The sequence below is a fragment of the Streptococcus parasalivarius genome, assembly GCF_054785155.1.
This window is the reverse complement of record NZ_BAABOB010000004.1, coordinates 172,420-193,532: the sequence shown is the minus strand read 5'-3', so window position 1 is coordinate 193,532 and position 21,113 is coordinate 172,420. Positions and strand designations below refer to the sequence as shown.

Below are 21,113 nucleotides of genomic sequence, written 5' to 3'. Positions count from 1 at the left end.
TTCCAAAGGAATTGAGAGGTAGTTTTCTGTCTCAGTAAAATCTGATAAACTAGAGTTATGCAAACAACAGACTCATTTAGTAAGGCAATTATTTTGGGAGCTACAGGAGGAATTGGACGTCACCTAGCAACTGAACTGGCAAAACATCTTGATTTTCTGGTTCTAATAGGCCGAAATCCAGACAAATTAGTCCAACTGCAAAATGAATTAGCTGGAAGCAAGGCACAACTTTCAATTAAGGTTTTAAATCTGTGTGATAAGGAAGCACTGGAGAATTTTGGAAAGGCATTAGATGCTGACCTTCTGGTCAATTGTGCAGGACTAGCTAGCTTCTCCATAGGAAGTGATTTAGCCACAGAAAAGGAACAAGAGCTCTGGCAGGTAAACTACCATGCTCCAGTCCAGCTAATAAAATTGCTAGTGCAGAAAAATCGGAAAATCCGGCTAGTCCAACTTTCTTCACTGGCAGCTCTTTTTCCCCATCCCTATTTGGCCGCATACAGTGCCAGTAAGGCTGCTCTGCAAACTTACGTTCTAGCCCTCCATGAGGAACTAAAAAATGCAGATTCTCAGGTCCGAATTGCACTTTACCTTCTTGGACCAGTCCAAACAGGTATTTTTCCTCCTAAACTAGTAGAAGCATTGGGAGGCAGTCGCTTGCAGATGAAGCCTGAGAAAGTCGCTCAGCAGTTGATTCGATTCATAGAAAGGGGTACTTCCTATGCTGTTATCGGCCTTCGCTATCGCTTGCTAGTTTTGCTAGGTCGTCTGCTTCCCCAAAGATGGATTATTCGTCTCCTTGCAAGGTATTTACGAAAGGGACTTAATAGATGAAATTTATATTTATATTTTTAGGCCTTGCTTATCTTCTCTTATTTCTCATCCGTTGGTTGCTGTCCTTCATTTATTATAAAAAAGGCCAGTCTCATATTGCGGACTTCCCAGAAGAGCTTTTTACAGTGGTCCAACCCATCCTCTCTGGGGATCCTCGTTTAGCGAATGATTTGCGGGCTAATCTCCAGCAAACAGAATCAGTGGAGTTCTACTGGTTGATCGACCAGTCTGATACAGAAGCCCAGCGAGTAGCAGATCAGATTTGCCAAGATGAGTCATTTGCCCAACGCATTCGAATCTTTCTTATTGAAGACGTCCCTCAGGGGATTAATCCAAAGAGTTATAAGATTGAGCAAGTTGTAGAGGAGTTGACCCGGCCTTATCTAATTGTTTTGGACGATGATAGTGTGATTGATTTTTCTAAAATGGGTGAGCTGACTACCTATCTAGGTCAAGAGGTCATTCTGACAGGTATTCCCTATAACCAAGAAAGAAGTAATTTCTGGTCCAAGCTGGTTGCAGCATTCGTTAATGGCAATTCTTTTATTACCTATTTTACCATGGCAGAAGTTGAGGCAAATCACTCCATCAACGGGATGTTTTATATCCTACCGGTAGAACTTGCAAAAGATCAGGGGCTCTTCACAGCGATTAAGGACTATCTATGTGATGATTTAGCTGTGGCCGATTTTTTAAGGAGTAAAGGAGTATCCATTATCCAAACGCGGGTTACCTGTAATGTTCGAACCACTATAAAAAACGCTAAGCAATACCTGCTCCAGATGAAGCGGTGGCTTCTCTTTAGCTCTATCTATCTCAAAGAACACCTAGACTGGAAGGTCTTTTGCCTCATAGGTTTACCGAGTTTTCTACCTCTTCCAGGTTTGATCTTAAGTCTTATTTTAGGTTGGCCTTATCTTCTTCTAGCCTTAAGCTTACTGGTATTCAAGGCAGTTTGGATGCTCCTCTATCGACAAAGCATTCTAACCAATCGCTTACACTTGGATGAAGTCACCTACGAAGTGCTGAATGATTTCCTGCTTCCTTGGCTGTTTGTCTATGTTCTAATAACACCTCCTGTGATTAATTGGCGGGGGCGGAAGATTCGAGTGACGGATGGAAAGATTCGTTATGAGTAAGATGAAGTCCTATCTAGACCGTTTGTCTGCTTTGTCTCCTGATCAGACCATGCTAGACTCTGATCGCTTGGTTCTCTTTCTTAGTGGGAGCAGTGATATTACTTGTGCCGGGCTGACAGCTGGGCAACTAGACCTCCTCCATGCAATTTGTCCATCTGGCTATTCAGTGGTAGCCAGTAATTTTCCCTTCAATCAAGATTTTGAACATATAAAGTCTCCACAAGTATCCCTCTTGTCAGCTTCTGCATCCAATATCATCTACTATTGGCATACGATTTTGAACCTTCGTTTCCAAAAGTTGTTACAGGAGCACTTGTCTCCCTTGTTGGAAGCGCAGGAAGTAGTTCTTGTTTGTAAGAGTTCAGGTGTCAATATGCTGACCCAGTGGTTCAGAAGTTTAGGGAATCAGGTCACCCTTCCAAGATTGCGCGTGATAGCGCTTGGCCCGGTTTCCCATCTTCTCTTAAATCAAAAAGAACTAGAGCTACTGGTCATCAAAGGAAAGAAAGATCCTTATTCACGTATTCTGGATCGCCACTCAGCGGATATTCAAGTGGATACGGATCATTATAGCTATGAGTACAGAGAAGATGTGAAAGGAATCATCTATGACTGGATTAGAAAAAGTGATAAAAATCGATGTGATTAGCGTCCCCTTTAGTGGCCATTTGTTTCCAACCTTGACCCTGGTGAAACCCTTGCTGGAGGATCCGCGTTTTCAGATCCGTGTTATTACAGGTTTTCAGAAAAAGGCATTGGTTGAGCAGATTGGTTTTGACTGCCTTGCCTTGTTTCCTGATCGTCCGACGGTGATGGAAGATATAGCCAATACATCAAAGCAAGCAAATCTATTTATCATGTATCAACAATTAATGGCCAATAGCAGACTGGTCCCTGAAGTTTTCGACGAAATAAATCGAATTTGGGACTCTGAGGGGAGCCCTGACTTGGTTATTGCAGATTTTGTAGCAGCTCCTGCTGGTATGTTAGCAGATCATTTGGGAATCCCCTGGATTACGACCATTCCAAGTCCAGTAGCTATTGAGAGTCGCACGACCACTCCTGCTTATTTAGGAGGGTGGAAACCACATCAGGGAATCTTCTACAATTGGCGGGATGCACTGGGCAGGCAAGTTATCCGTCTGGCAAAGAAAGTTGGACTTTCGCTGGTCAAGAAGAATCTCGTTACCCTAGCGAATTTCAAATTGTACCGTGAAGACGGGACAGAAGCTATCTATTCTCCCTATTCAATCTTAGCTCTGGGCATGAATGAGTTGGAGTTTCGAGACGATTTTCCACCCCAGCTCAAATGGGTTGGTTATCGCTGTCTATCTTTTGATCGACTTCCTCAAGAACAGAAGCAGTATCTTACTAGCTCTAAAAAGCGTGTCTTCGTCACTTGCGGGACTCATTTAAAATGGGAAAAAGAGCGGATGGTGGAATTGACGAAGATTTTGAGCGAAAGACATCCTGACTATGTCTTTTACGTAACCTTAGGCGACTCTAGTGGTTTGGAGCATCCACCAAGGATCTTGTCGGAGAATCTTCTGATCTTTGATTACCTCCCTTATTCAGATGTTCTGGATCAAATGGACTTTGCCATTCATCATGCAGGTGCAGGAATCCTGATGGGCTGTATCGAGCAGGGCATTCCAAGTCTAATTTTGCCCCAGGACTATGACCAGTTTGACAATGCGGTTCGGGCTGAGTTATTCCAAATTGGTTTAGTCTCTCGTAAAAAGACAGAATCCGAAGTCTTGCGCTTATTTAATGAATTGGTTTCTCGAGAAGATTGGTCGCACCTAAAAGCTCTGGCTCAGAAAAACAAAGCCTATCAACCGACAGAAATACTTTATCAAGAGATTGAAAGACTCTTAAACATAGATAAATAATCTTATTAACAAAAACTTAGGTCCTCTCCTAAGTTTTTTTGTAAATTTTAGTCAGTATAAAAAGCCAACCCAAGGTCAGCTTTTTACAGTCTAATATCTCTCAGCAAGTTCATAATAAGTGCGGACAACACGTCCTTTGTAATGCACTCTGACTTTTCGTAGCCAAAGGGTATCACCTTTATCAAGTGTATTGAAATCACTTGAGCTGACGAAAAAATTACGCTTGGTCTCACCAACCTTAACCACTAGGAAATGATTAGCCCTTGTTCTTGGTGCTTTGGCAATTCTCTTTCCAATGATGACGCCAACAACCTTAGACCAATCCTCGCTATAATAACCCATCTTGGTTAAGACAAAGAGGAAAAATCTATCTGTTAATATCCAGATAATAGCGATAAGCCCAAGCAAAAAAACGATAAAGATTCCCGTCACCAAGCCTAGACTACCACTTTCACGCCCACTTTCAAACCAGAGATGTAAGCCTTTCTGATTTCCAAAATACAAGAGAGCTAGGAAAATACCTGTAAGGAGGAGAGCGAGGACTCTTTCACTATTTCTTAAAATAAAATCATTCATGTCCTACTCCTTCTCTACCGTAGTGTAGCTTCCATTTTCACTCTTGATAGCAATATCTGATGACATGGCAACTGATAAAGTAATTGGACCACGGACCTGGCCGTCACTATCTCTAAGTTCCCAATTGCTACCGTCAGTTGTTGTTGCAATCCCCTTGGTCTCTTGACCATTCTCATAAACCGGCAAAACATAAACTTCTGTCACACCTGGTAGTTCTTGACGCTGTCCTGTCGTGCTATCTTCAATCACAAAGGTTGAACTGGCCTGGTCGTAGACTACCTTTTTAGTGTCAGAAATGGGCTTGTCTGACTTTTTAGCCAAATCAGAAATAGCAGATGCTGCTTTATCTACCGTCCCCTGTGATACCAGTTCATTTCCTGTAAGCCCTGTAATGACTTGTATCTTCTTAGGTTGCGATTTCAGCATTTCTCGGGTGAAAAAGCCATTGGCGAGGAAAAAGATACCACAGACCATAATGAGAAAATAGACGACAATAATCTTTTGCCCTGTTCGGGTGGGCTCGGTCACTTCCGTCACTTGACGTATCGGACGTCCCTGCCAAACATCTTGCTTGTATTTCTTATCCAAGAGGTCACAAAGGTAGGCCTCCAACAATGTGAAATCAAACTCCTTGGCTAACGTTTCAAGCCCTTCCAAGGTCTCATATTTCAGGCCGCCTCTTTCGAGTATAGCTCCTATAGTCTTAGTCAAACGGTAGGCAAAATCCTGATCACCCAACCAACCCAAATCAGAGCACTGATTGATATAACCTTTGAGTTTAGAAATAGTCAGAGGATTGCAAAGAAAATACTCCTCAACAACTTGAAGAAAACTATCCTGATCTTTGATAGCTAAATCTTCTCTAAGAACAGAGTCCTCGCTAGTCCTTGAATAAGGCTCACTCTGATTGAACCTTTCATGAATATCAGATAAGACTAACTCATCCAGTTGCTTTTGCTCTTCTTCAGTATCTACCTGCTGAACCTCATATTCAGTCACTTGCTCGTCATTGACTTCTTCAGTCGCAGAAGCCGTAAGCTCAAGTTCTTCAATACTATCTTGATTTTGACTAGACTTGCTAGCATCTGCAACTTGTTTAAAGGAAGCTTCTAGCTGAGAGGCAGATACCAGACCAGCCACACTGCCATCAGCCTGTTTATGGCCTATGACGGCATTCATATCCTCATTTTCAGAATGCGATTTTTGCCAGGCAAGGGCCTCTTGATAAGCCTTTTGCAGGCGTTGGAAATTTTCAGGATCATCCTCTGGGTGGTAAACCTTACTCTGTTTGGCATAGGCTCTCTTGATGTCTTTTAGATTATTGGTTGGTTGAATGCCCAAAATCGACCAAAAATTCATGCGTCACCTCCTATCTCCAGAAATTAGGGTCATCAGACCTATCAAAGGGTTCACCAGTCTCCTCATGGTCAGCTTCTTCTTGACGGAAAATATCCAAATCATCTAGTGACATGATATTTTCAATGCTATCAAGATAAGCTTGGTAGCGTTTCACGATTTCTTTTCGCTTCTTGATATTGTTAATAGCCAACTGATAGCCTTTTTCAAAATCTTCCATTTGCCACAAAAAATGTAATTGCATCTTATAAGGCATTTCCATGACTAAACGATAGGCCCGCTCAGACTGCGTTTTAAAATCGGCCTCAAAGGACAATTGATCAGAGACAAGCTTAATATTTTCCAGATGCTCACTCTTATCGACCTCTTCGATTTTACTTTGACTACCGATACGATACGTTTTAGTCTCGCCTGTTGACCCCAGTTTAACCTCTATATAGAGCATGGAATTAATATCGTAAGTAAAGGTGGTCTCAAAAAATTCTGTCTTAGTCGCAGTTCCAGGAACATCGATAATAAACTCATCCAAAAAGAGATTTGCCTCAGGGTCGAGTGATTCTCCCTGATAAATCATAAAGCGACACTGTTTCTGTCCCCGACTGGCATAATAATATTTACTTGCAGAGGTCGGAAGGACAGACAGCTTATTAATGACCTTTGAAAAGATATTTTTATCAAAGTCAGAGTCATAGGCACTGATTCCCAATGAGAAAGGACAAATATCTGTAATCACCAAATCTTTGACCTTCTCCTGACGCTCTTTGACCGCCAAGTAAGTCCCCAAACCACGCGCAACCAACTCATCCATATCCTTCAGACGCTTAATAGGAAGATTGAGCAGATTCGTGATATAAGATTGAACCAAAGGCATCATGCTAGACCCACCGACCAAGATAAAAGCATCCAGCTCATGTGCCTTGTAACCACTATCACTCACCGCCCTACCAATAACTTTCTTAACACGGTCAAGAACCGGTTGAATGATGGTCTTAAGCTCTGCCTGATTGTATTGTTTCATGTAATATTGGTCATCATAGGTCAAGGATACCGCAGCCACTTTTTCCTTTTGCAGCTTGAGTTTACACCGTTCTGCGGACAAGAGGAGGCTAGATTTTTGCTTCCTATCTAATTTCTCCAAATCAATCCCTTGCGACTGACAAAAATCTTCAGCAATTGCCTTATCAAAGTCACTACCACCCAAAAAATTATCACCTGCAATGGAAACAATTGAAATTACATTGTCAAAACAATCAACCACAGAGACATCAAGCGTCCCACCTCCAAAGTCGAAGACAATGAAAGACTCGTCCTTACCAATCTTGTGACAAGCAATGGCCGCCGCAGAAGGTTCGTTAATCAAACGTTCCACCTTAATGCCCAAACGTTGTCCAATAGCCTTGGTAGCTGAACGTTGCTTTTCATTAAAATAAGCTGGCACACTAATGAGTACCTCATCTACCCTTTCACCTAAGTAGTTTTCAGCATCTGCCACCAACTGCTTAACCACTAGGGTTGACAAATCCGTTGCCGAAAAAGCTTCCCCATCGAGGTAAAACATTTCATTAGTCCCCATGGAACGTTTAAAGAGTTGGGCTGTGTTATCAGGATCAGTCACTAAGCGTTCCTTGGCAATTTTTCCAACCGTCAAGACATGGTCAGACACATGGACCACGCTGGGCGTCAAATATTCGCCAAAACCATTTGGAATCAGCTCAACCTCTCCCTCACGATAGGTAACCGCTAGACTATTAGTCGTTCCCAAATCAATACCAATTGTTGCCATAACATTCTCCTAAACTGCTTTTGTCTTTCTATTATAACATAGTCAAAAATGTCCTTTTCAAAAGGTTAATAAACTCTTTCAAATACGCCATGAACTAAGAGAGTCTGCAAAGAATGACATAACATTCTTTTTTAGGAAAGACGTGAGTATAACTGGTACTTTCCGCTGTGATTAAAACCCCTGAAACCTAAGTTCATCAGGGGTTGAGAAGTTTCGAGACCTTAGACTAGAGACTCGAAACTTAAGTATGGAACTTCTTTGATGTTTGCTGATGTCCGTCATCACCTAGGGAAAGTCTCAAAAAAGATTCTTTATCAAAAAATAAAAGCCAACCTAAGGTCAGCTTTTCATTTATCCTAATGACTATTTTTTGAATGGTTCTTCCACCATGATGAAAGGATAGAACCTGAGATATTGTGCCAAATACTAAAGATAGTTGATGGGATAGCAGCTTGTGGCACAAAATATTTCATGGCAAGCGTTGCCCCCAAACTTGAGTCTTGCATACCCACTTCGAAGGTAATGGCTTTTTGTTGAGGTTCTTCCAAACCAAGGAGTTTTGAAAATCCAAAACCAAGGGCATAACCACAAAGATTGTGGAGCATGACAACTGGAATGACAAGAGCTGTCGCTGCTGTGAAAATATTGGCATGGTTGGCAGAAACAACTGCCCCAACAATCAAGAGGATGGCAGCCTGTGAAATCAAAGGCATAATCTTAATGATGGCATTGATTTTCTTACCAAAAATAGAGTGGATAACCACACCCAAGATAATAGGAACAACAACGATACGCAAGGTACTAAGGAAAAGGTTTTGTGCAGGCACACTGACATAATGACCAGCCAAGAAGGACAAGAGCGTTGGAATCATGAGTGGTGCCAAAAGAGTTGAAAGGGTTTCGATAGAAACATCCAAGGCAACATCCCCACCTGAAAGAAAGGCCATGACACTAGATGAAGTTCCGCTCGGACAAGACCCAACTAGGATAACACCTGCTGCTGTCGCACCCTTAAGATGGAAAATCATACAGAGCAGCCAAGCCAAACCAGGCATGATGACATAGTGAGCAACAGTCCCTAGGATAACTGGGATTGGACGCTTAGCAATACGCTTGAAATCCTCAGTGGTCAAAGTAAGCCCCATACCAAAGAGAATCAAACCAAGCAAGTAGGCCGTATTGGGAATGACCCAACTACTTGTTGCTGGAAAGGCGTAATTAAAGACAGCCCAGAGAATAACAGCTACAGTAAACCATTTGCTGAGCCATTTACTAAAAGATACTAGTGATTCCATAATGAAACCTTCTTTCTATTTTCACGATATAGTATAGCACTTTCATTTTGAATTTCAAGGTGTGTTTGGAATTTTCTGAAATTTACTTCAAAAAATAAACCCTCGCAATTGAATTGCGAGAGTTTAGAGATTTCTATCACACTTAAGCCTTGCCTTCCGACTCCTCTTCAAATTTCTGAGCCCGTTCTTCTCCCCACCATAAAGGCAATAATTCACCCAGAGTGATGGTTTGACGTGTCTCGTAATCAACCATAAACTCTAAGTTACGATTATCGGGATGGAGCTCCATTAGGAATTCCCGGCAGGCTCCACAAGGCATACCAGACGGTCCACCATGAGGTGGCTGGTCACGAAAGGCGATAATACGCTTTACCTTGGTCTGACCAGTCTCTTGATACATATTGAAGAGGGCCCGCCCTTTCGGCACAAAGATGGAAAACACCACAAGTTCCTTCCATACAAAAGCCAGTGAAGATTTGTCCATCTTCAGCCTCCACCGCAGCCACGACATGCTTAGCATAGACAAAGTCTGAGACTTCCTGTGGCTGATACAAGGCTTGAGCCTGTTCATACATTTTTTGCCAAATATCCATTTTTTCTCCTTTAAACACGATCACTTTCTCTGCTTATAGTTTTCTTCAACCATGCGACTAGGGCTAGACTGGCTAATAGTGTCATTGAACATGTCAAGTTGAATTTTTAAGAGTGTCATCGTTTTATAAGTCTACAAACCCATTCAAATCTATTATTTCATCAAATTGTTGGATAATTCTATCGGTGTCTACATGTGTGATGTAAATAATTAATTTACTCGTTTGTAAAAGTCGATTCTCTATTTTTGATAACGTTTCAAGGTCAATACCAGAAGAAAATTCGTCTAAAAATAAGATATCCGTCTTCATCAATAAGGCTCTTGCCAAAGCAACTCTCTTGGCTTCTCCACCTAAAAGTTATATAGTATCATTTGAAAGCATTAACTCTAAAGACTCTCTATTAGCCCACTTAGATAATTCTACAAATTTCAATACCTGAAACAGATATTTTTACTGATATGGATGCCATTATTTTAGCTAGACATCCTGACTACAAAGATTTAACCCTCGATGAGCGTATCTTAAAGTATTATGGACAGGAAGATTTAGATAGTAAACGCAAAGAGCTTTTATAGAAGTTTATGGGAAAAATCAAGGAAAAGACAAGGGAGAAGCGCAACTAGCCTCCTTTATGGAGATTGTCTCAGCTTTTCTAACAGTAGGTGGGGTAGGCGCCTTATTTTACTATGTCTTTAAAGGGAAAAATAAGGATATTGGGAAGAACATTCATAAACTTGATACGGTTCTTTATGATGGGAACATTGACAAATTTCTAAAACATCCACTAAAGACAACTGCTTCCTCAGTGGCTAAAACTGTTAACAAAAAAGTCATTAAACCTGTAGTTAACAAAGTTCAAAAATTAAATAATAAATTTATCAAACCTGTGATACAGTCTGTAAAGAAGATATCCACAAAAGTTTGGAATGCTACTAAAACTTTTGTCACTAAAACAGTACCTATAACTATTAATAAAAAAATCATTAAACCTGTAGTTAACACAGCTAAGAAAATAAACAATAAATTTATCAAACCTGTGGTACAGTCTATCAAGAAAACGACCACAAAAGCTTGGAATGCCACTAAAACCTTTGTCACTAAAACAGTACCTAAAACTGTTAAAAAAGCAACTAAGAAAATTGCCACTGCCACAAAAAAAGTGGTTACAGCAGTTAAGAAAGTCATTCCTAAACCAGTCAAGAAGGCTGTCAAAAAAATTGTGAAACCTGTAAAAAAGGTTATCAAGCGAACCGTTCCGATTATCAAAAAAACTGTAAAAACAATAAAAAAAGCAATTACTCCAAAGAAAAAATCAATAAAGAAACGTAGGAGATAGTCTATGCATCACAAATCTATCATCAAGCTATTCATTGCCAGTTTGGGAATAATCATCATCCTTTTTTTAGGAGGGATGATTTACATCAATAATAACTTATCAACCTATTTTATTTATTATGTAAAGCATTTACCACACGCCAAAAATACTAATCCTGAAATGGTGATGATTTTGGATAATCTAGATTCAATAGATGACCCAAACATTAAAGGATTAAGGTATGATACAGATGGTAATAATTCAATTATAAATGGAGAAGGGACCATTCTAACTCAGGCTCCTGATAGCAATTCTATTCAGTATGCACTTATTCCTAAAGGAACTCCTCAAGAAAATTATCGAACTTATTATTTTAGTGATAATGGTAAATTTTATACTTACTATTATCAAAGACCTGACGAGGGAAAAGATATTTACGATGATAGTGAAGAAAGACAGAGGGAAGCCCAACACTATATTGAAGAAATAATTACTCCCATAGTGAATAAATTAGAGGATAAGCCTCGTGTTGATTTACAATGGTTTTTCAATAAAAAATATCAAGAACGTTTTTCGAGGGACTAATCTTTTATTACTCAACTGTCAACTTTAACCTTGTTAGGGAGATCATATAAACCTTGAAATGGTTTCCCCTCCTTACGATTTTTCTCATTTTGATCTTCTGTTGTCTGACCTTCTTTTGTCTCTTAGTCTCTCGTTCCATTTACACCTCCTTCTTCTGTTTTCTATCTGTATAATCAAAAGCAGAATGCCCAGTCCTAAGAAAAAGAAAAATAGATAACTTACAATAGGAGCCCAGACATAGGCTGGATCCATAGAAATTAGAGGAGGGTAATTCGTTGTCTTACGACGACTTAGCCAATTCAGTCCTACCAAGAGATGTAAGGGAAAAAGAGGACCATTTAAACCAATAAATATCCATGAAAAGTAACGCCATTTCTGAAGTTTATCACTTCTAAAACGAAAGGCAAGGCAATAGGTTGAGAAGATCAGAAAGAAAAGATTGATCCATAAGGGGAAAAGATAGTTTAAGTTTGGGAATGGATAACCAATGAAAGAGACGGCAAAAAATGAGAAATACATAGATACAAATAACACACTCGTATCCAAGAGTTGACCAATCTTTCGGTGTCTTTCCATCCAAAGATAAAAGCTCTTAGTCCAAGAAGACTTTTCTCTTGTCTTGTACTTCATTTGTCTACTCATCTTCATTTTCATCTACTCCTTTTAAAGTAAAACCTATTTTTTGATAGAAAGCAATGGCTCGCTTATTATCTTTCAATACCCATAAGAAAATTTCAGAAAAATAATCAAGAGCTGTTAAAGCCGCTTTCATTAACTTTTGTGCTATTCCTTTTCCGTAATAGTCTTTTAAAAAATATAAAGCAATAATTTCACCAGCTTGAATAGTCCCACCACGAAAGTTACCATAACTGATAAAAACAACTACCTTCAGGCCATCTATCGCAATCAATGTATTTTCTGGATACTTTTGACTAAAGAATCGACATCTTTCTAATGTCATTGTCTCCTGAAATTCTGCAAGCAAAAGGTCATCATAAGCCTCTCTCCACGTTTGCCAGTGAACGAGGGATTTACCTTCTATCTCTTCAGGAGTTTCCATTGATTTGATAATAATCGTCATTAGTTTTCTCATATTTAATCCAAAGCCTTGACTTCCAGCATCATATCACGGATCTGAGCTGCTAGTTCAAAGTCAAGCACTTCGACGGCTTCTTGCATTTGTTTTTCGAGTTTTTTGACGAGTTCTTTGCGTTCTTGTTTGTTGAGGCTATTGATGTCGACATCTTTGTCCTCTTCCTTAGCAACTACCTTGGTTACAGAGATTAGGTCACGGATTTCTTTCTTGATTGTCTGAGGTACAATACCATGTTCTTCATTATAAGCCATCTGGATTTTACGACGGCGAGCTGTTTCATCGATGGCACGTTGCATAGACTGGGTCATAGTGTCCGCATACATGATGACATGTCACTCGCTATTACGGGCAGCACGACCAATGGTCTGAATGAGTCCACGCTCATTACGAAGGAAGCCTTCTTTATCGGCATCGAGAATAGCAACTAGACTAACTTCTGGAACGTCAATTCCTTCACGAAGGAGGTTAATCCCAACCAAGACATCAAAGACTCCTAAACGCAGGTCACGGATAATCTCTGTTCGCTCTAAAGTCTTGATATCCGAGTGCATATATTTGACCTTGATTCCCATTTCTTTGAAATAGTCGGTCAAGTCTTCAGCCATTTTCTTGGTCAAGGTTGTAATAAAGGTGCGTTCATTCTTTTCAACACGGGCATTGATTTCACCCAAAAGGTCATCAATCTGTCCCATAGTTGGACGGACTTCAACTTCTGGATCCAAAAGCCCATCTCACGGAGCATCTCAATATCGTACTCTGGCGGAGGTGGGACGACGAAATCGAATTCTTACGAATTACCGATTTCTGTCCCACTCTCATGTTCTATAATGGATAAACCTTGAGAAATTCTTCTAAAACAACCTTGCTGTTAGGTGTAAAAGTCATTCCTGCCTCTCTCAGCCACTCGTCGAAACAGTCCTCATGAACCTGACGCCAATAGGCTAAGGATTTGTCACCTTCCCCTTCCTTGAAGGCATGGTCAGCTGACACTTGATGAAAAGGCTGAACAGAAACCTTTGTTATTTCGACAATGCAGACAGCCTGATCTTGGCTATCTAAAATGATATCAAAGGTCCCTTCTTGTGGAAGGGCTTCATCCGCTAGAGCGTAAAGATCGTAAGCTGAAGCAGTTGCCGTCTTTTCACCTTTTAAAACCAAGTCTGCCAAGAGATCAGCTTCCACTCCAAAAGCCCAGGCATCTATTTCATCTCCGATAGAGGGGTTGATTTTCTTGTATTGATTCCACATTTCTTGCGGTGTCATGAGTGCTCCTTTCAGCTAAATTTGCCTTTACAATTTAACTTTAACATAATTTCCATGTAATAATTTAGTGTCTCTGAAATCTCTTTTCTAGAAACGAAATCCTGTATAATTTCAGTTTGACCTGTACTGATATCTAAAACATCATAGTTGTCATTAACAAAAGCTTGTAACTTCATCTTATCAATAAAGTAATTGAAATCTCTATTAAACAGTCTTAACCAAACCGCTGTCTCTTCACCTTGATAGGCAGCTATCATCGGGGGGGGGGGGGGGGCTCTTGTCCTCTAAAATAACATTTTAAGACAAAAAGTAGATAATCAATCCTATCTAAATATTTAGTGTAGCGATAAGTATTAATCGTTGGCGCCTTGTGTTTAGGCTACAAAAAATGAAGGTTTAAATTAGAACGAACAAGCTCATAATCTTTTCTCCACTTTTCATAATCATTGTTATGAAAATCGGCAATCTGCTTTCTACCACAAATAATGTCGGCCGCAAGTCGAATCTTTCATCCTTCAATCATGATGGGAGATTTTAACATGATAAATTGCAAGAATAAGTGCAACAGCTAGAGCAAAGGCAGTCCAATCTTCTGGTAATATCTACTACTTGGAAATGGAGCCCAAATATCAAAATGGTAAGGAGTAAATCTATTCTTTCTCATTGGTCAATTTAAGTGTTAATAATAAAACTATAAAAGCGCAGATTGAGTATAAAAGCCAAGCTGATTGAATAGCAAACAAACTAAAAATAGTAAAAATGATATTTCCAATTGGCATAGCCAACATGAAAAGCAAAGATAACAATGCACCACTTCTTGCTAAAAGCTCGCTAGGAAGTGAAGACATCAAGAGACTATTTATTTTGGGATTAATTTTACCGCTCAAGTAAAATAAAAACGCTAGTCCAAACATAGATAAAACTTGGGGCCCACCAAGACTATTATTCAGAGATATAGCAAAAATGATAATTGAATCTAAAAATATTATTGAAATGAGACGTAATTTTGAAAAATAATCATGAGGACTTATGGTTCCTATAATACTAAAAAGTATCATTATAATCTGTAATATAAATACTGACTGACTAAATGTTAATCCAAAAAGAGGTACTTTTAAAAAAGATATATTATATATAGCTGAAAAACCACTACCTAAAGCATTAATAAGTAAAATAGATAGTAACATTAATGTGAAATTTGTCTTTTCAGACTTTTGAAAAACTTCTTTTAAACCTAAATAAGTTTCTTTAATTTTTAAAACAAATGATTTTTGATATATCTCCACATTAGTATGCAATAAAAACTTTTTGTATTTAATTAGTATAAATGACGATGCAAAGAACGATAAAGCATTAAAAACTGCGACAAGGCCAAAATTATCATTTGAAATTGTCAACACATATACGCCTAAGGCTTGACCAGAAAAATTACAAACATATGAAATAAATTGATTTACAGAATGTGCTTCTATTAGATTTTCTTGTTTAACTGTATGTTGAAAAATAGGGAGCTCTAGCCCACCTCTATAGTCACTAATAATATCTGAGACTATATTAATTAAACATATTATAGAAAATGCCAACCAAGTTGTAGTCTGAGTCAATAATCCAACTAATATGAACAAAATAGATTGAACGAATCCCAGTAAAATCAACCACCTCCTTTTTAATTTTGTCTCATCAGCCTTTATTCCTATATATAATGTAAAAAATACAGGAATTAAGACAATAATATTAGCAATACCTACAGCTAATTTGTTATTAGGCATAGTAGCAGCAAAAGATACAAAAACTAGATTATACATAGATGAACCCAATTTATTAAAAAATGCAGATATAGCTAAAGCTCTAAAAGATTTATTTTCCCTTAAAATATTCATCTTTCATTTCCTCCAAAAAATAATTATTTAAAAAATTATTTATTTCAGATACATAGGATTCTATTAAACTCTCAATTTCTATATTAAATTCGTTTTTTATTGAGTCAATAGTAAATGTTGAAATGGACGCTATAATAGAAATTATTTCTCCAAATGAATAATTAAGTTTTTTAGAATATTTATAAATACCTAAAGCAATAATATCTGAAAACACTGCATCATAAGCATAAAAATGCTTTGAATACAGCATGCTATAGTCAATGAAGTTGTACTGTGTGTATTCTAGTAATTCTGGAAGTAAACCAATTGAGTTAAAAAACTCTGACTTAATCTTCAAAATATCCTCTATAGAAGAATTTTTACTTAAATTCAAAACATTATAATCAATTTGACAAAATACATATTGGTAAAAAGATTTTCTAAAAAATACAGATAATTTTTCCTGACTATCGGCAACAAATAACTCACCTAATTTTGCAAAAATTTCCCAAAAGCTTTTAGGAATTTTATATAATTCATTTAAATGTAATCGTTCCTTAAACAGATCATAAGAATATGCATGCATCAGCTCATGGGATAATCTCATTACCCCCATAAAATTTTCTTGATATGTCATTATTATTTTCGATGTCTTTGTATATGGGTTATAGAGAGTAAAATTCTTATGAGTTTTACCTGCTCTTTTTTCACAATCGATAAATCCATTGTTACGATAATTTTCAACAAAATTGAAAAATTCTTTATCGTCTATAGCTCTTAAAATCATCTCGAAAGCATCAGTAGCTACTATCTTTTCCGATTCTAAAAATTCAAATTCCAAAAAATCATATTTATCAAGATTCTTAGTATTAATAGAAACTCTAAGATTTTTAGAAATCAACTCAATAAAGTCGAAGCCATATCGTGTTTTTAATTGCCGTGATATATTTTCTATAAATTTTTTTCTCTTATTTAAGAGACTGTTATATACATCTTTGAATTTAGGAGAGAAGACAAAATTTTTATAATCCAATAAAATATCATCGAATATAGGGATATTACGTCTAAACTTAGAGTAATTTACAATTGGAATCCCATTTTTCTTATAGTAATCAGCCTTTAATGTTTCTAGTTGCAAAATTTCCGATCTAAAGTGGTCTTCAATAGAATCTCCATAAATTCTATTAAAAAGAAAATCTAGATGGTTATTGAGATATTTATAATTTTGATTAGTAATATCTGTACAGAAAGTCAGATATGTATAGTAATTAAACTCGAAGACTTTTTTTATTATTTCTTCTTTATCGAAATCTGTTGTATGCTGTAAAATAAACTCTATCTTCAATATTTCTTGTTCTATATTCCTAAATATATATCTTTTTTCAAATTCATTAAGATTTAAATATCTCAAATTTTGAGTATAGATAGTGTTCAATCTAAAATTAAAAAATAATATGTCATCAACTTTAAGATAAAAACTTTTAATGAGGGTATTAAAGGCTAAAGATGCACTCATGAGCCCTTTTGCTATCGTTCCTGTATTATGGGATATAAACTGTGTTTTCAAGAGATAAGGTTGTTCATTAAAATAATTCAAAAAGACTTGTTGATTCTCTTTAGTCATATGATATACAATTAATTCTTCTTGAGAATATCCTGTCAAAAACAGAGTATAATTATATTTAGACATTTTAGAGATTAATAATTTTATTAAATTACCAGTTGAATCATCAGCACAACAAAATATAATATCTGGTTTTATATCATACAGATTCTTTTCAATATTATCAACCGAAAGATAATCATCGATCGTTTCTTTTATACTACTGATTTTTTCTCGAAGTGTCTTAGTTTTTAATTGTCCAACATCAGATATAGAATACCCTAGTTGTGCAGTAATATTTTTTAATTCAACACTATCGCCATCAATAACTACAATATTTTTAAAACCAAATTTATCTAATTCATAAACAAGAGGTGCCCCGACAGTTCCAAGACCAATTATTAATATTTTCTTATCAATTATAGATTTATACTGTAAATTAGGTTCAATATCGTTATGTAATGATAAAAATTGTATATTCCTAGATAATCGTTGATAATCATCCCATTCATCTTCATTAATTTCAAAAACAAGAGAATTTTCTTTCAGAAGGTTATATATATCAATGTTATTATATGAAAAATTTTTATCTAAATATTTCATTTCCTCCCACAGTTCTTTTATACAAGGAGAATGAATCACTTTCTCTCCCCCTTTACATGCAGGATACATAATTATATCTTTTTCTCTCTTGACAAAACCTCTTCCGGATTTTAGTATATATTTCATTTTAAATCTACTGAACACATATGCAAAAATTAAGAAAAAGTGGTAATAGCTATATACCACTTTTTCTTGTTCTTAGATTAACAAGCAATAAAGCAACCGCCATTACATACTTGTTCTTCTACTTCGATATCTTCGATAAACATATGCCTGTTCTCCTTTCGTTATGATATCCCAATTATAACTTATTTATGTCACAAAATTAAAAAATTGAAGATATGAAATTTTTTAATAAATTTATTTCATATCTTCAATTTTGCTGAATTGATAAATTTTATGTTAGTATAACAGTCAAACTATTGATTAGGAGGATACAGCATGAAAAAAGTAATAGCCATTTTTCTCTTTATACAAACTGTTGTGGTAATAGATATTATTATCTTTCCCCCTTTTGGTTAGTTCTTAGATATTGGGATAGTCTCTGTTCTAATATCTTAGAGAGACCTAATTGTTCTATTTCAGAAACTTTTAAAATATATTGCTCAACTTCTTCAAGATTAACACTATTTTCTATTAAGTAGGAGTATACTAGGACTAAAAAATTTAATAAAATTATTTCAAACGTATCAAATACATCAAGAATCATTCTTAACTGATTGACAAAAAAGTTGAAATGAGTTGTTAATCTCCGTTCTACTAACTCAGAAATTAAATTTAAATATGTATACTTTAAAGCCTTTCTAAAATCTAACAAGGGACTATAAATTTCTGAGCGTGATACCAGTTCTTTTCCTAAAAATAACAAATCTGTGTCAGATAGGAAAGGCATAGTATTCCCAAAAAGATGGATTTCATAAGCAGTCCAATCTTCAATATCAAATAAATAATTCGATAAAAATTTGCTATCATCTAGAGATAAAGTGAAATCTCTATCAATTAGATGAATAGCATTTTTTATCACCAAAGTATTTAATTTATCATATAACAATTGACTTTCTTTGTATTTGTCAAGTAGCTTAAGCAATGATTGTTTATCGTTTTCTGCTGATAGCTTCGAAATTTTATTCATAAGTAACTGATGTTGAGTAGGTTTATAATCTCTAAGAGCAAATCCAAATTCTGAAAATGTTAAATTAATACCTTCAATTACTTCTAACATCTTATCAGCAGAAAGCATAGTTTGGCCAGATTCAAATTTTGATAATTGAGAAACTGATAATTTATTTTTTGCAACATCCTTTTGTTTAACTTTTCTAGCAATTCTCAACTCTTTATAGAATTCACCTAATTTTAATAATTCATTAGAATCCATGTCATTATTCCTCCTTAGCAAACTCCATCTCACAAAATATTATTATCATTCCTAAAAAGTCTATTATTAGTGATCATACCATTTATTCATTGCTTTAATTACTTTCAATTTTTTTCGTTTCTAAATGACTATTTCATAATATCATATAAGTATGGTACTATACTTTCCCCGTCTAAATCAGCTAAATTTTTTATCCACTTATACTCCACATGTTCTTCTGGATCTAATTTAATATTGATATTTTCATTTTGAAGTAAGTTGGCACTATAGACAAGTCTTGTAAATATCTTATTATTATCTATATTACTATCTTCATGAATAATGTTTTCTAATGAAATAACTAGGCCAACTTCCTCTTGACACTCTCTGATTGCAGCTTGTCTAGGAAGCTCCCCATCTTCTACACTCCCACCTGGAATATCCCAATAAGAGGGATAATAATTTTTTTCTCCTCGTTTAATATCACTACGTTTTATTACAAGATATTTATTTTTAAACATTATCAAACTATGTGCTATTAATTTATTTTCCATTAATTTTCTTTCCTTTCTCTTGTTCTGTAATTGATACTTCTTAATAATCGTTTTTTCTTTCCATAATTAGACTTTTTATCTTTTAATTGTAAAGTGTCTATTACATCTATAGCATATGGTAGAGTATTTGTTGTAAACTCTATTTCAATTTCATAGTCAATTTGTCCGTTATAATAATTTTTATCCAAATAAATGATAATCCCTTTTATAATTATTGAATACCGTTCTGTAACTAATAATCCAATTTTCTCAAATAATAAGCCATTATATTTTTTTTGGAACATTATCAAATTGTTTGATTAGAAAGCTATTTTTTATGTGCATAGGAAGAAAATTTATTTTTTTGACATTTCGATACTTGAAACATACATAGAATTCCCACTCTGTTTTATTTTAAAAAGAAAGCGTCTTTCGCTCTCTTTATCACTCCGGCAATTCTAGCTTCAAACTCATATCCGTTGGTTGCAATACCTTCTGAACAGCAGCTAAAAAAGCTAAACCATTATCAGACGGAGAGTACTGGAATGTAATATGGATGACTTTTTTGTCAAAGCTATCGCCATATCGCTCCACATACTGCTTGCTTTCGAGGAAGTGAATATAATTGTTAATTTTTTCTTGCAGAATTTCAAGATGGACGGCTTCTATTTCTTCCTCCCAGTCGACTGAATCCACCAGAAGAAGCTCCAAATGATTATCAACTGTACCAATAGCGTCAAGTTCAGTTGGCTTAAGTTCTGAAGAGATGGCTTGGGTGACAATTTGTCTAAATTCCTCTGCTGTAAAAAGACAACGGCTATTTTCAGGATTTTTCAAAATAAAGGAAGGATGATCTTCGATGAAGAGCTTATCGGATTCATCTTGTGTATACTCTTTTTTAGATTTCCAAAAACCATATTGCGCATAATTCATCAACTCTTTACCAGTATGTTCTCCCGACATATAGCTGTCAGCAGCTTCTTTGGGAATTTCTCTAATCACTTCTGGGCAGGTAATATTAAAAGTTGGATAACGCAAGAAATACTTATCCCCATCTTGACAGATTTCCAACATGTCTTTTTGACTTACATAAATTGATTCCATTCTTATATCCTTTGTCTTCTACCAAATATCTTAGAATTCTCCCAAAATGTGTCCAAAATATTGACAGAATTCCACTTGCCTTCGATGAGGACTTGCCCACTACTGTGTTTTTTATCGCCAAGAATACAGGACATCAAGACAGTCTTACCCGCCCCATTAGGTCCAATCAAGGCGACACAATCCCCCTGGTTAATCTCAAAACTAATATCCTCTAAAATGGTCTTTCCCTTGATGCGTTTTCCAAGGGATGTGACTTGAATAACCGTTTCACTCATACCTGTGATTTCCTTTCTTTTGTATAGGAACCATGCTAATTGACAAAAGAGCTGA

At 36.3% G+C, this 21,113-nt stretch carries 19 protein-coding genes and 3 pseudogenes; 6 read left to right on the top strand and 16 right to left on the bottom strand.

Features of this window, described 5'->3' with window-relative positions; translation table 11 throughout:
- The first annotated feature begins 57 nt into the window (after positions 1 to 57).
- Genes ACYVQ1_RS05275 through ACYVQ1_RS05260 form a run of 4 tightly spaced genes read left to right on the top strand, consistent with a single transcriptional unit; the run spans position 58 to position 3,865 of the window.
- Entirely contained in the window at positions 58 to 834 is a 777-nt protein-coding gene (locus ACYVQ1_RS05275; protein ID WP_461250072.1) for an SDR family NAD(P)-dependent oxidoreductase, read from the top strand.
- Positions 831 to 1,973 (top strand): glycosyltransferase, encoded by a 1,143-nt coding sequence (locus ACYVQ1_RS05270; RefSeq protein WP_417163802.1) that lies wholly within the window; start codon positions 831 to 833, stop codon positions 1,971 to 1,973. The genes ACYVQ1_RS05275 and ACYVQ1_RS05270 overlap by 4 nt, the downstream gene beginning before the upstream one ends.
- Positions 1,966 to 2,622: a hypothetical protein gene (locus ACYVQ1_RS05265; protein WP_461250071.1), complete on the top strand. Its 657-nt coding sequence runs from the start codon at positions 1,966 to 1,968 to the stop codon at positions 2,620 to 2,622. Before ACYVQ1_RS05270 ends, ACYVQ1_RS05265 begins: the two co-directional genes overlap by 8 nt.
- A complete protein-coding gene (locus tag ACYVQ1_RS05260) occupies positions 2,582 to 3,865 on the top strand; it encodes a glycosyltransferase (RefSeq protein ID WP_461250070.1) in 1,284 nt (427 codons plus the stop codon). The genes ACYVQ1_RS05265 and ACYVQ1_RS05260 overlap by 41 nt, the downstream gene beginning before the upstream one ends.
- Before the next feature lie 90 nt (positions 3,866 to 3,955).
- On the opposite strand, the gene ACYVQ1_RS05255 is transcribed toward ACYVQ1_RS05260, so the two are convergent.
- The 6 genes and pseudogenes from ACYVQ1_RS05255 to ACYVQ1_RS05230 all read right to left on the bottom strand — a co-directional run bounded on the left by ACYVQ1_RS05255 (position 3,956) and on the right by ACYVQ1_RS05230 (position 9,795).
- Positions 3,956 to 4,441, bottom strand: a complete 486-nt coding sequence (locus ACYVQ1_RS05255; RefSeq protein WP_461250069.1) for a hypothetical protein — start codon at positions 4,439 to 4,441, stop codon at positions 3,956 to 3,958.
- A 3-nt stretch (positions 4,442 to 4,444) separates the two neighbouring features.
- Positions 4,445 to 5,800: a J domain-containing protein gene (locus tag ACYVQ1_RS05250; protein WP_461250068.1), complete on the bottom strand. Its 1,356-nt coding sequence runs from the start codon at positions 5,798 to 5,800 to the stop codon at positions 4,445 to 4,447.
- A gap of 10 nt (positions 5,801 to 5,810) precedes the next feature.
- The gene (locus ACYVQ1_RS05245; RefSeq protein ID WP_461250067.1) at positions 5,811 to 7,580 is read right to left on the bottom strand and encodes an Hsp70 family protein; all 1,770 of its coding nucleotides are present in this window, start codon (positions 7,578 to 7,580) and stop codon (positions 5,811 to 5,813) included.
- Positions 7,581 to 7,936: 356 nt separating this feature from the next.
- Positions 7,937 to 8,875: a bile acid:sodium symporter family protein gene (locus ACYVQ1_RS05240; RefSeq protein WP_461250066.1), complete on the bottom strand. Its 939-nt coding sequence runs from the start codon at positions 8,873 to 8,875 to the stop codon at positions 7,937 to 7,939.
- 142 nt (positions 8,876 to 9,017) lie between these two features.
- A pseudogene (locus ACYVQ1_RS05235) lies at positions 9,018 to 9,468 on the bottom strand (cytidine deaminase family protein).
- Between the two features lie 123 nt (positions 9,469 to 9,591).
- Positions 9,592 to 9,795: an ATP-binding cassette domain-containing protein gene (locus tag ACYVQ1_RS05230; RefSeq protein ID WP_224103626.1), complete on the bottom strand. Its 204-nt coding sequence runs from the start codon at positions 9,793 to 9,795 to the stop codon at positions 9,592 to 9,594.
- Between the two features lie 478 nt (positions 9,796 to 10,273).
- Here ACYVQ1_RS05230 and ACYVQ1_RS05225 point away from each other — a divergent pair, with 478 nt between their 5' ends.
- Together ACYVQ1_RS05225 and ACYVQ1_RS05220 are read left to right on the top strand one after the other, a co-directional pair.
- Positions 10,274 to 10,804 carry a hypothetical protein gene (locus tag ACYVQ1_RS05225; protein WP_224103625.1) on the top strand — a complete coding sequence of 177 codons (531 nt, stop codon included), beginning with the start codon at positions 10,274 to 10,276 and terminating at the stop codon, positions 10,802 to 10,804.
- 3 nt (positions 10,805 to 10,807) lie between these two features.
- A complete protein-coding gene (locus ACYVQ1_RS05220) occupies positions 10,808 to 11,368 on the top strand; it encodes a hypothetical protein (RefSeq protein ID WP_461250065.1) in 561 nt (186 codons plus the stop codon).
- A 634-nt stretch (positions 11,369 to 12,002) separates the two neighbouring features.
- Here the strand turns inward: ACYVQ1_RS05220 and ACYVQ1_RS05215 are convergent.
- The 10 genes and pseudogenes from ACYVQ1_RS05215 to ACYVQ1_RS05170 all read right to left on the bottom strand — a co-directional run.
- A complete protein-coding gene (locus tag ACYVQ1_RS05215) occupies positions 12,003 to 12,449 on the bottom strand; it encodes a GNAT family N-acetyltransferase (protein WP_173940411.1) in 447 nt (148 codons plus the stop codon).
- Between the two features lie 14 nt (positions 12,450 to 12,463).
- Positions 12,464 to 13,192 (bottom strand): annotated as a pseudogene (locus ACYVQ1_RS05210) (helicase-related protein); the annotation flags it as partial.
- 94 nt (positions 13,193 to 13,286) lie between these two features.
- A complete protein-coding gene (locus ACYVQ1_RS05205) occupies positions 13,287 to 13,727 on the bottom strand; it encodes an ASCH domain-containing protein (protein WP_461250064.1) in 441 nt (146 codons plus the stop codon).
- Between the two features lie 650 nt (positions 13,728 to 14,377).
- Complete coding sequence (locus ACYVQ1_RS05200; RefSeq protein WP_023909775.1) at positions 14,378 to 15,607, bottom strand: MFS transporter; 1,230 nt, start codon at positions 15,605 to 15,607, stop codon at positions 14,378 to 14,380.
- Entirely contained in the window at positions 15,585 to 17,918 is a 2,334-nt protein-coding gene (locus tag ACYVQ1_RS05195; RefSeq protein ID WP_180477054.1) for a ThiF family adenylyltransferase, read from the bottom strand. Before ACYVQ1_RS05195 ends, ACYVQ1_RS05200 begins: the two co-directional genes overlap by 23 nt.
- A gap of 373 nt (positions 17,919 to 18,291) precedes the next feature.
- Positions 18,292 to 19,167, bottom strand: a complete 876-nt coding sequence (locus tag ACYVQ1_RS05190; RefSeq protein WP_011681339.1) for an Rgg/GadR/MutR family transcriptional regulator — start codon at positions 19,165 to 19,167, stop codon at positions 18,292 to 18,294.
- Between the two features lie 128 nt (positions 19,168 to 19,295).
- Positions 19,296 to 19,700 (bottom strand): NUDIX hydrolase, encoded by a 405-nt coding sequence (locus tag ACYVQ1_RS05185; protein ID WP_070655990.1) that lies wholly within the window; start codon positions 19,698 to 19,700, stop codon positions 19,296 to 19,298.
- Positions 19,700 to 19,984 carry a CYTH domain-containing protein gene (locus tag ACYVQ1_RS05180; RefSeq protein ID WP_011681341.1) on the bottom strand — a complete coding sequence of 95 codons (285 nt, stop codon included), beginning with the start codon at positions 19,982 to 19,984 and terminating at the stop codon, positions 19,700 to 19,702. The genes ACYVQ1_RS05185 and ACYVQ1_RS05180 overlap by 1 nt, the downstream gene beginning before the upstream one ends.
- Positions 19,985 to 20,123: 139 nt before the next feature.
- Positions 20,124 to 20,783 carry a DUF6572 domain-containing protein gene (locus ACYVQ1_RS05175; protein WP_011681342.1) on the bottom strand — a complete coding sequence of 220 codons (660 nt, stop codon included), beginning with the start codon at positions 20,781 to 20,783 and terminating at the stop codon, positions 20,124 to 20,126.
- A gap of 74 nt (positions 20,784 to 20,857) precedes the next feature.
- Positions 20,858 to 21,058 (bottom strand): annotated as a pseudogene (locus ACYVQ1_RS05170) (ATP-binding cassette domain-containing protein); the annotation flags it as partial.
- Positions 21,059 to 21,113: the final 55 nt, after the last annotated feature.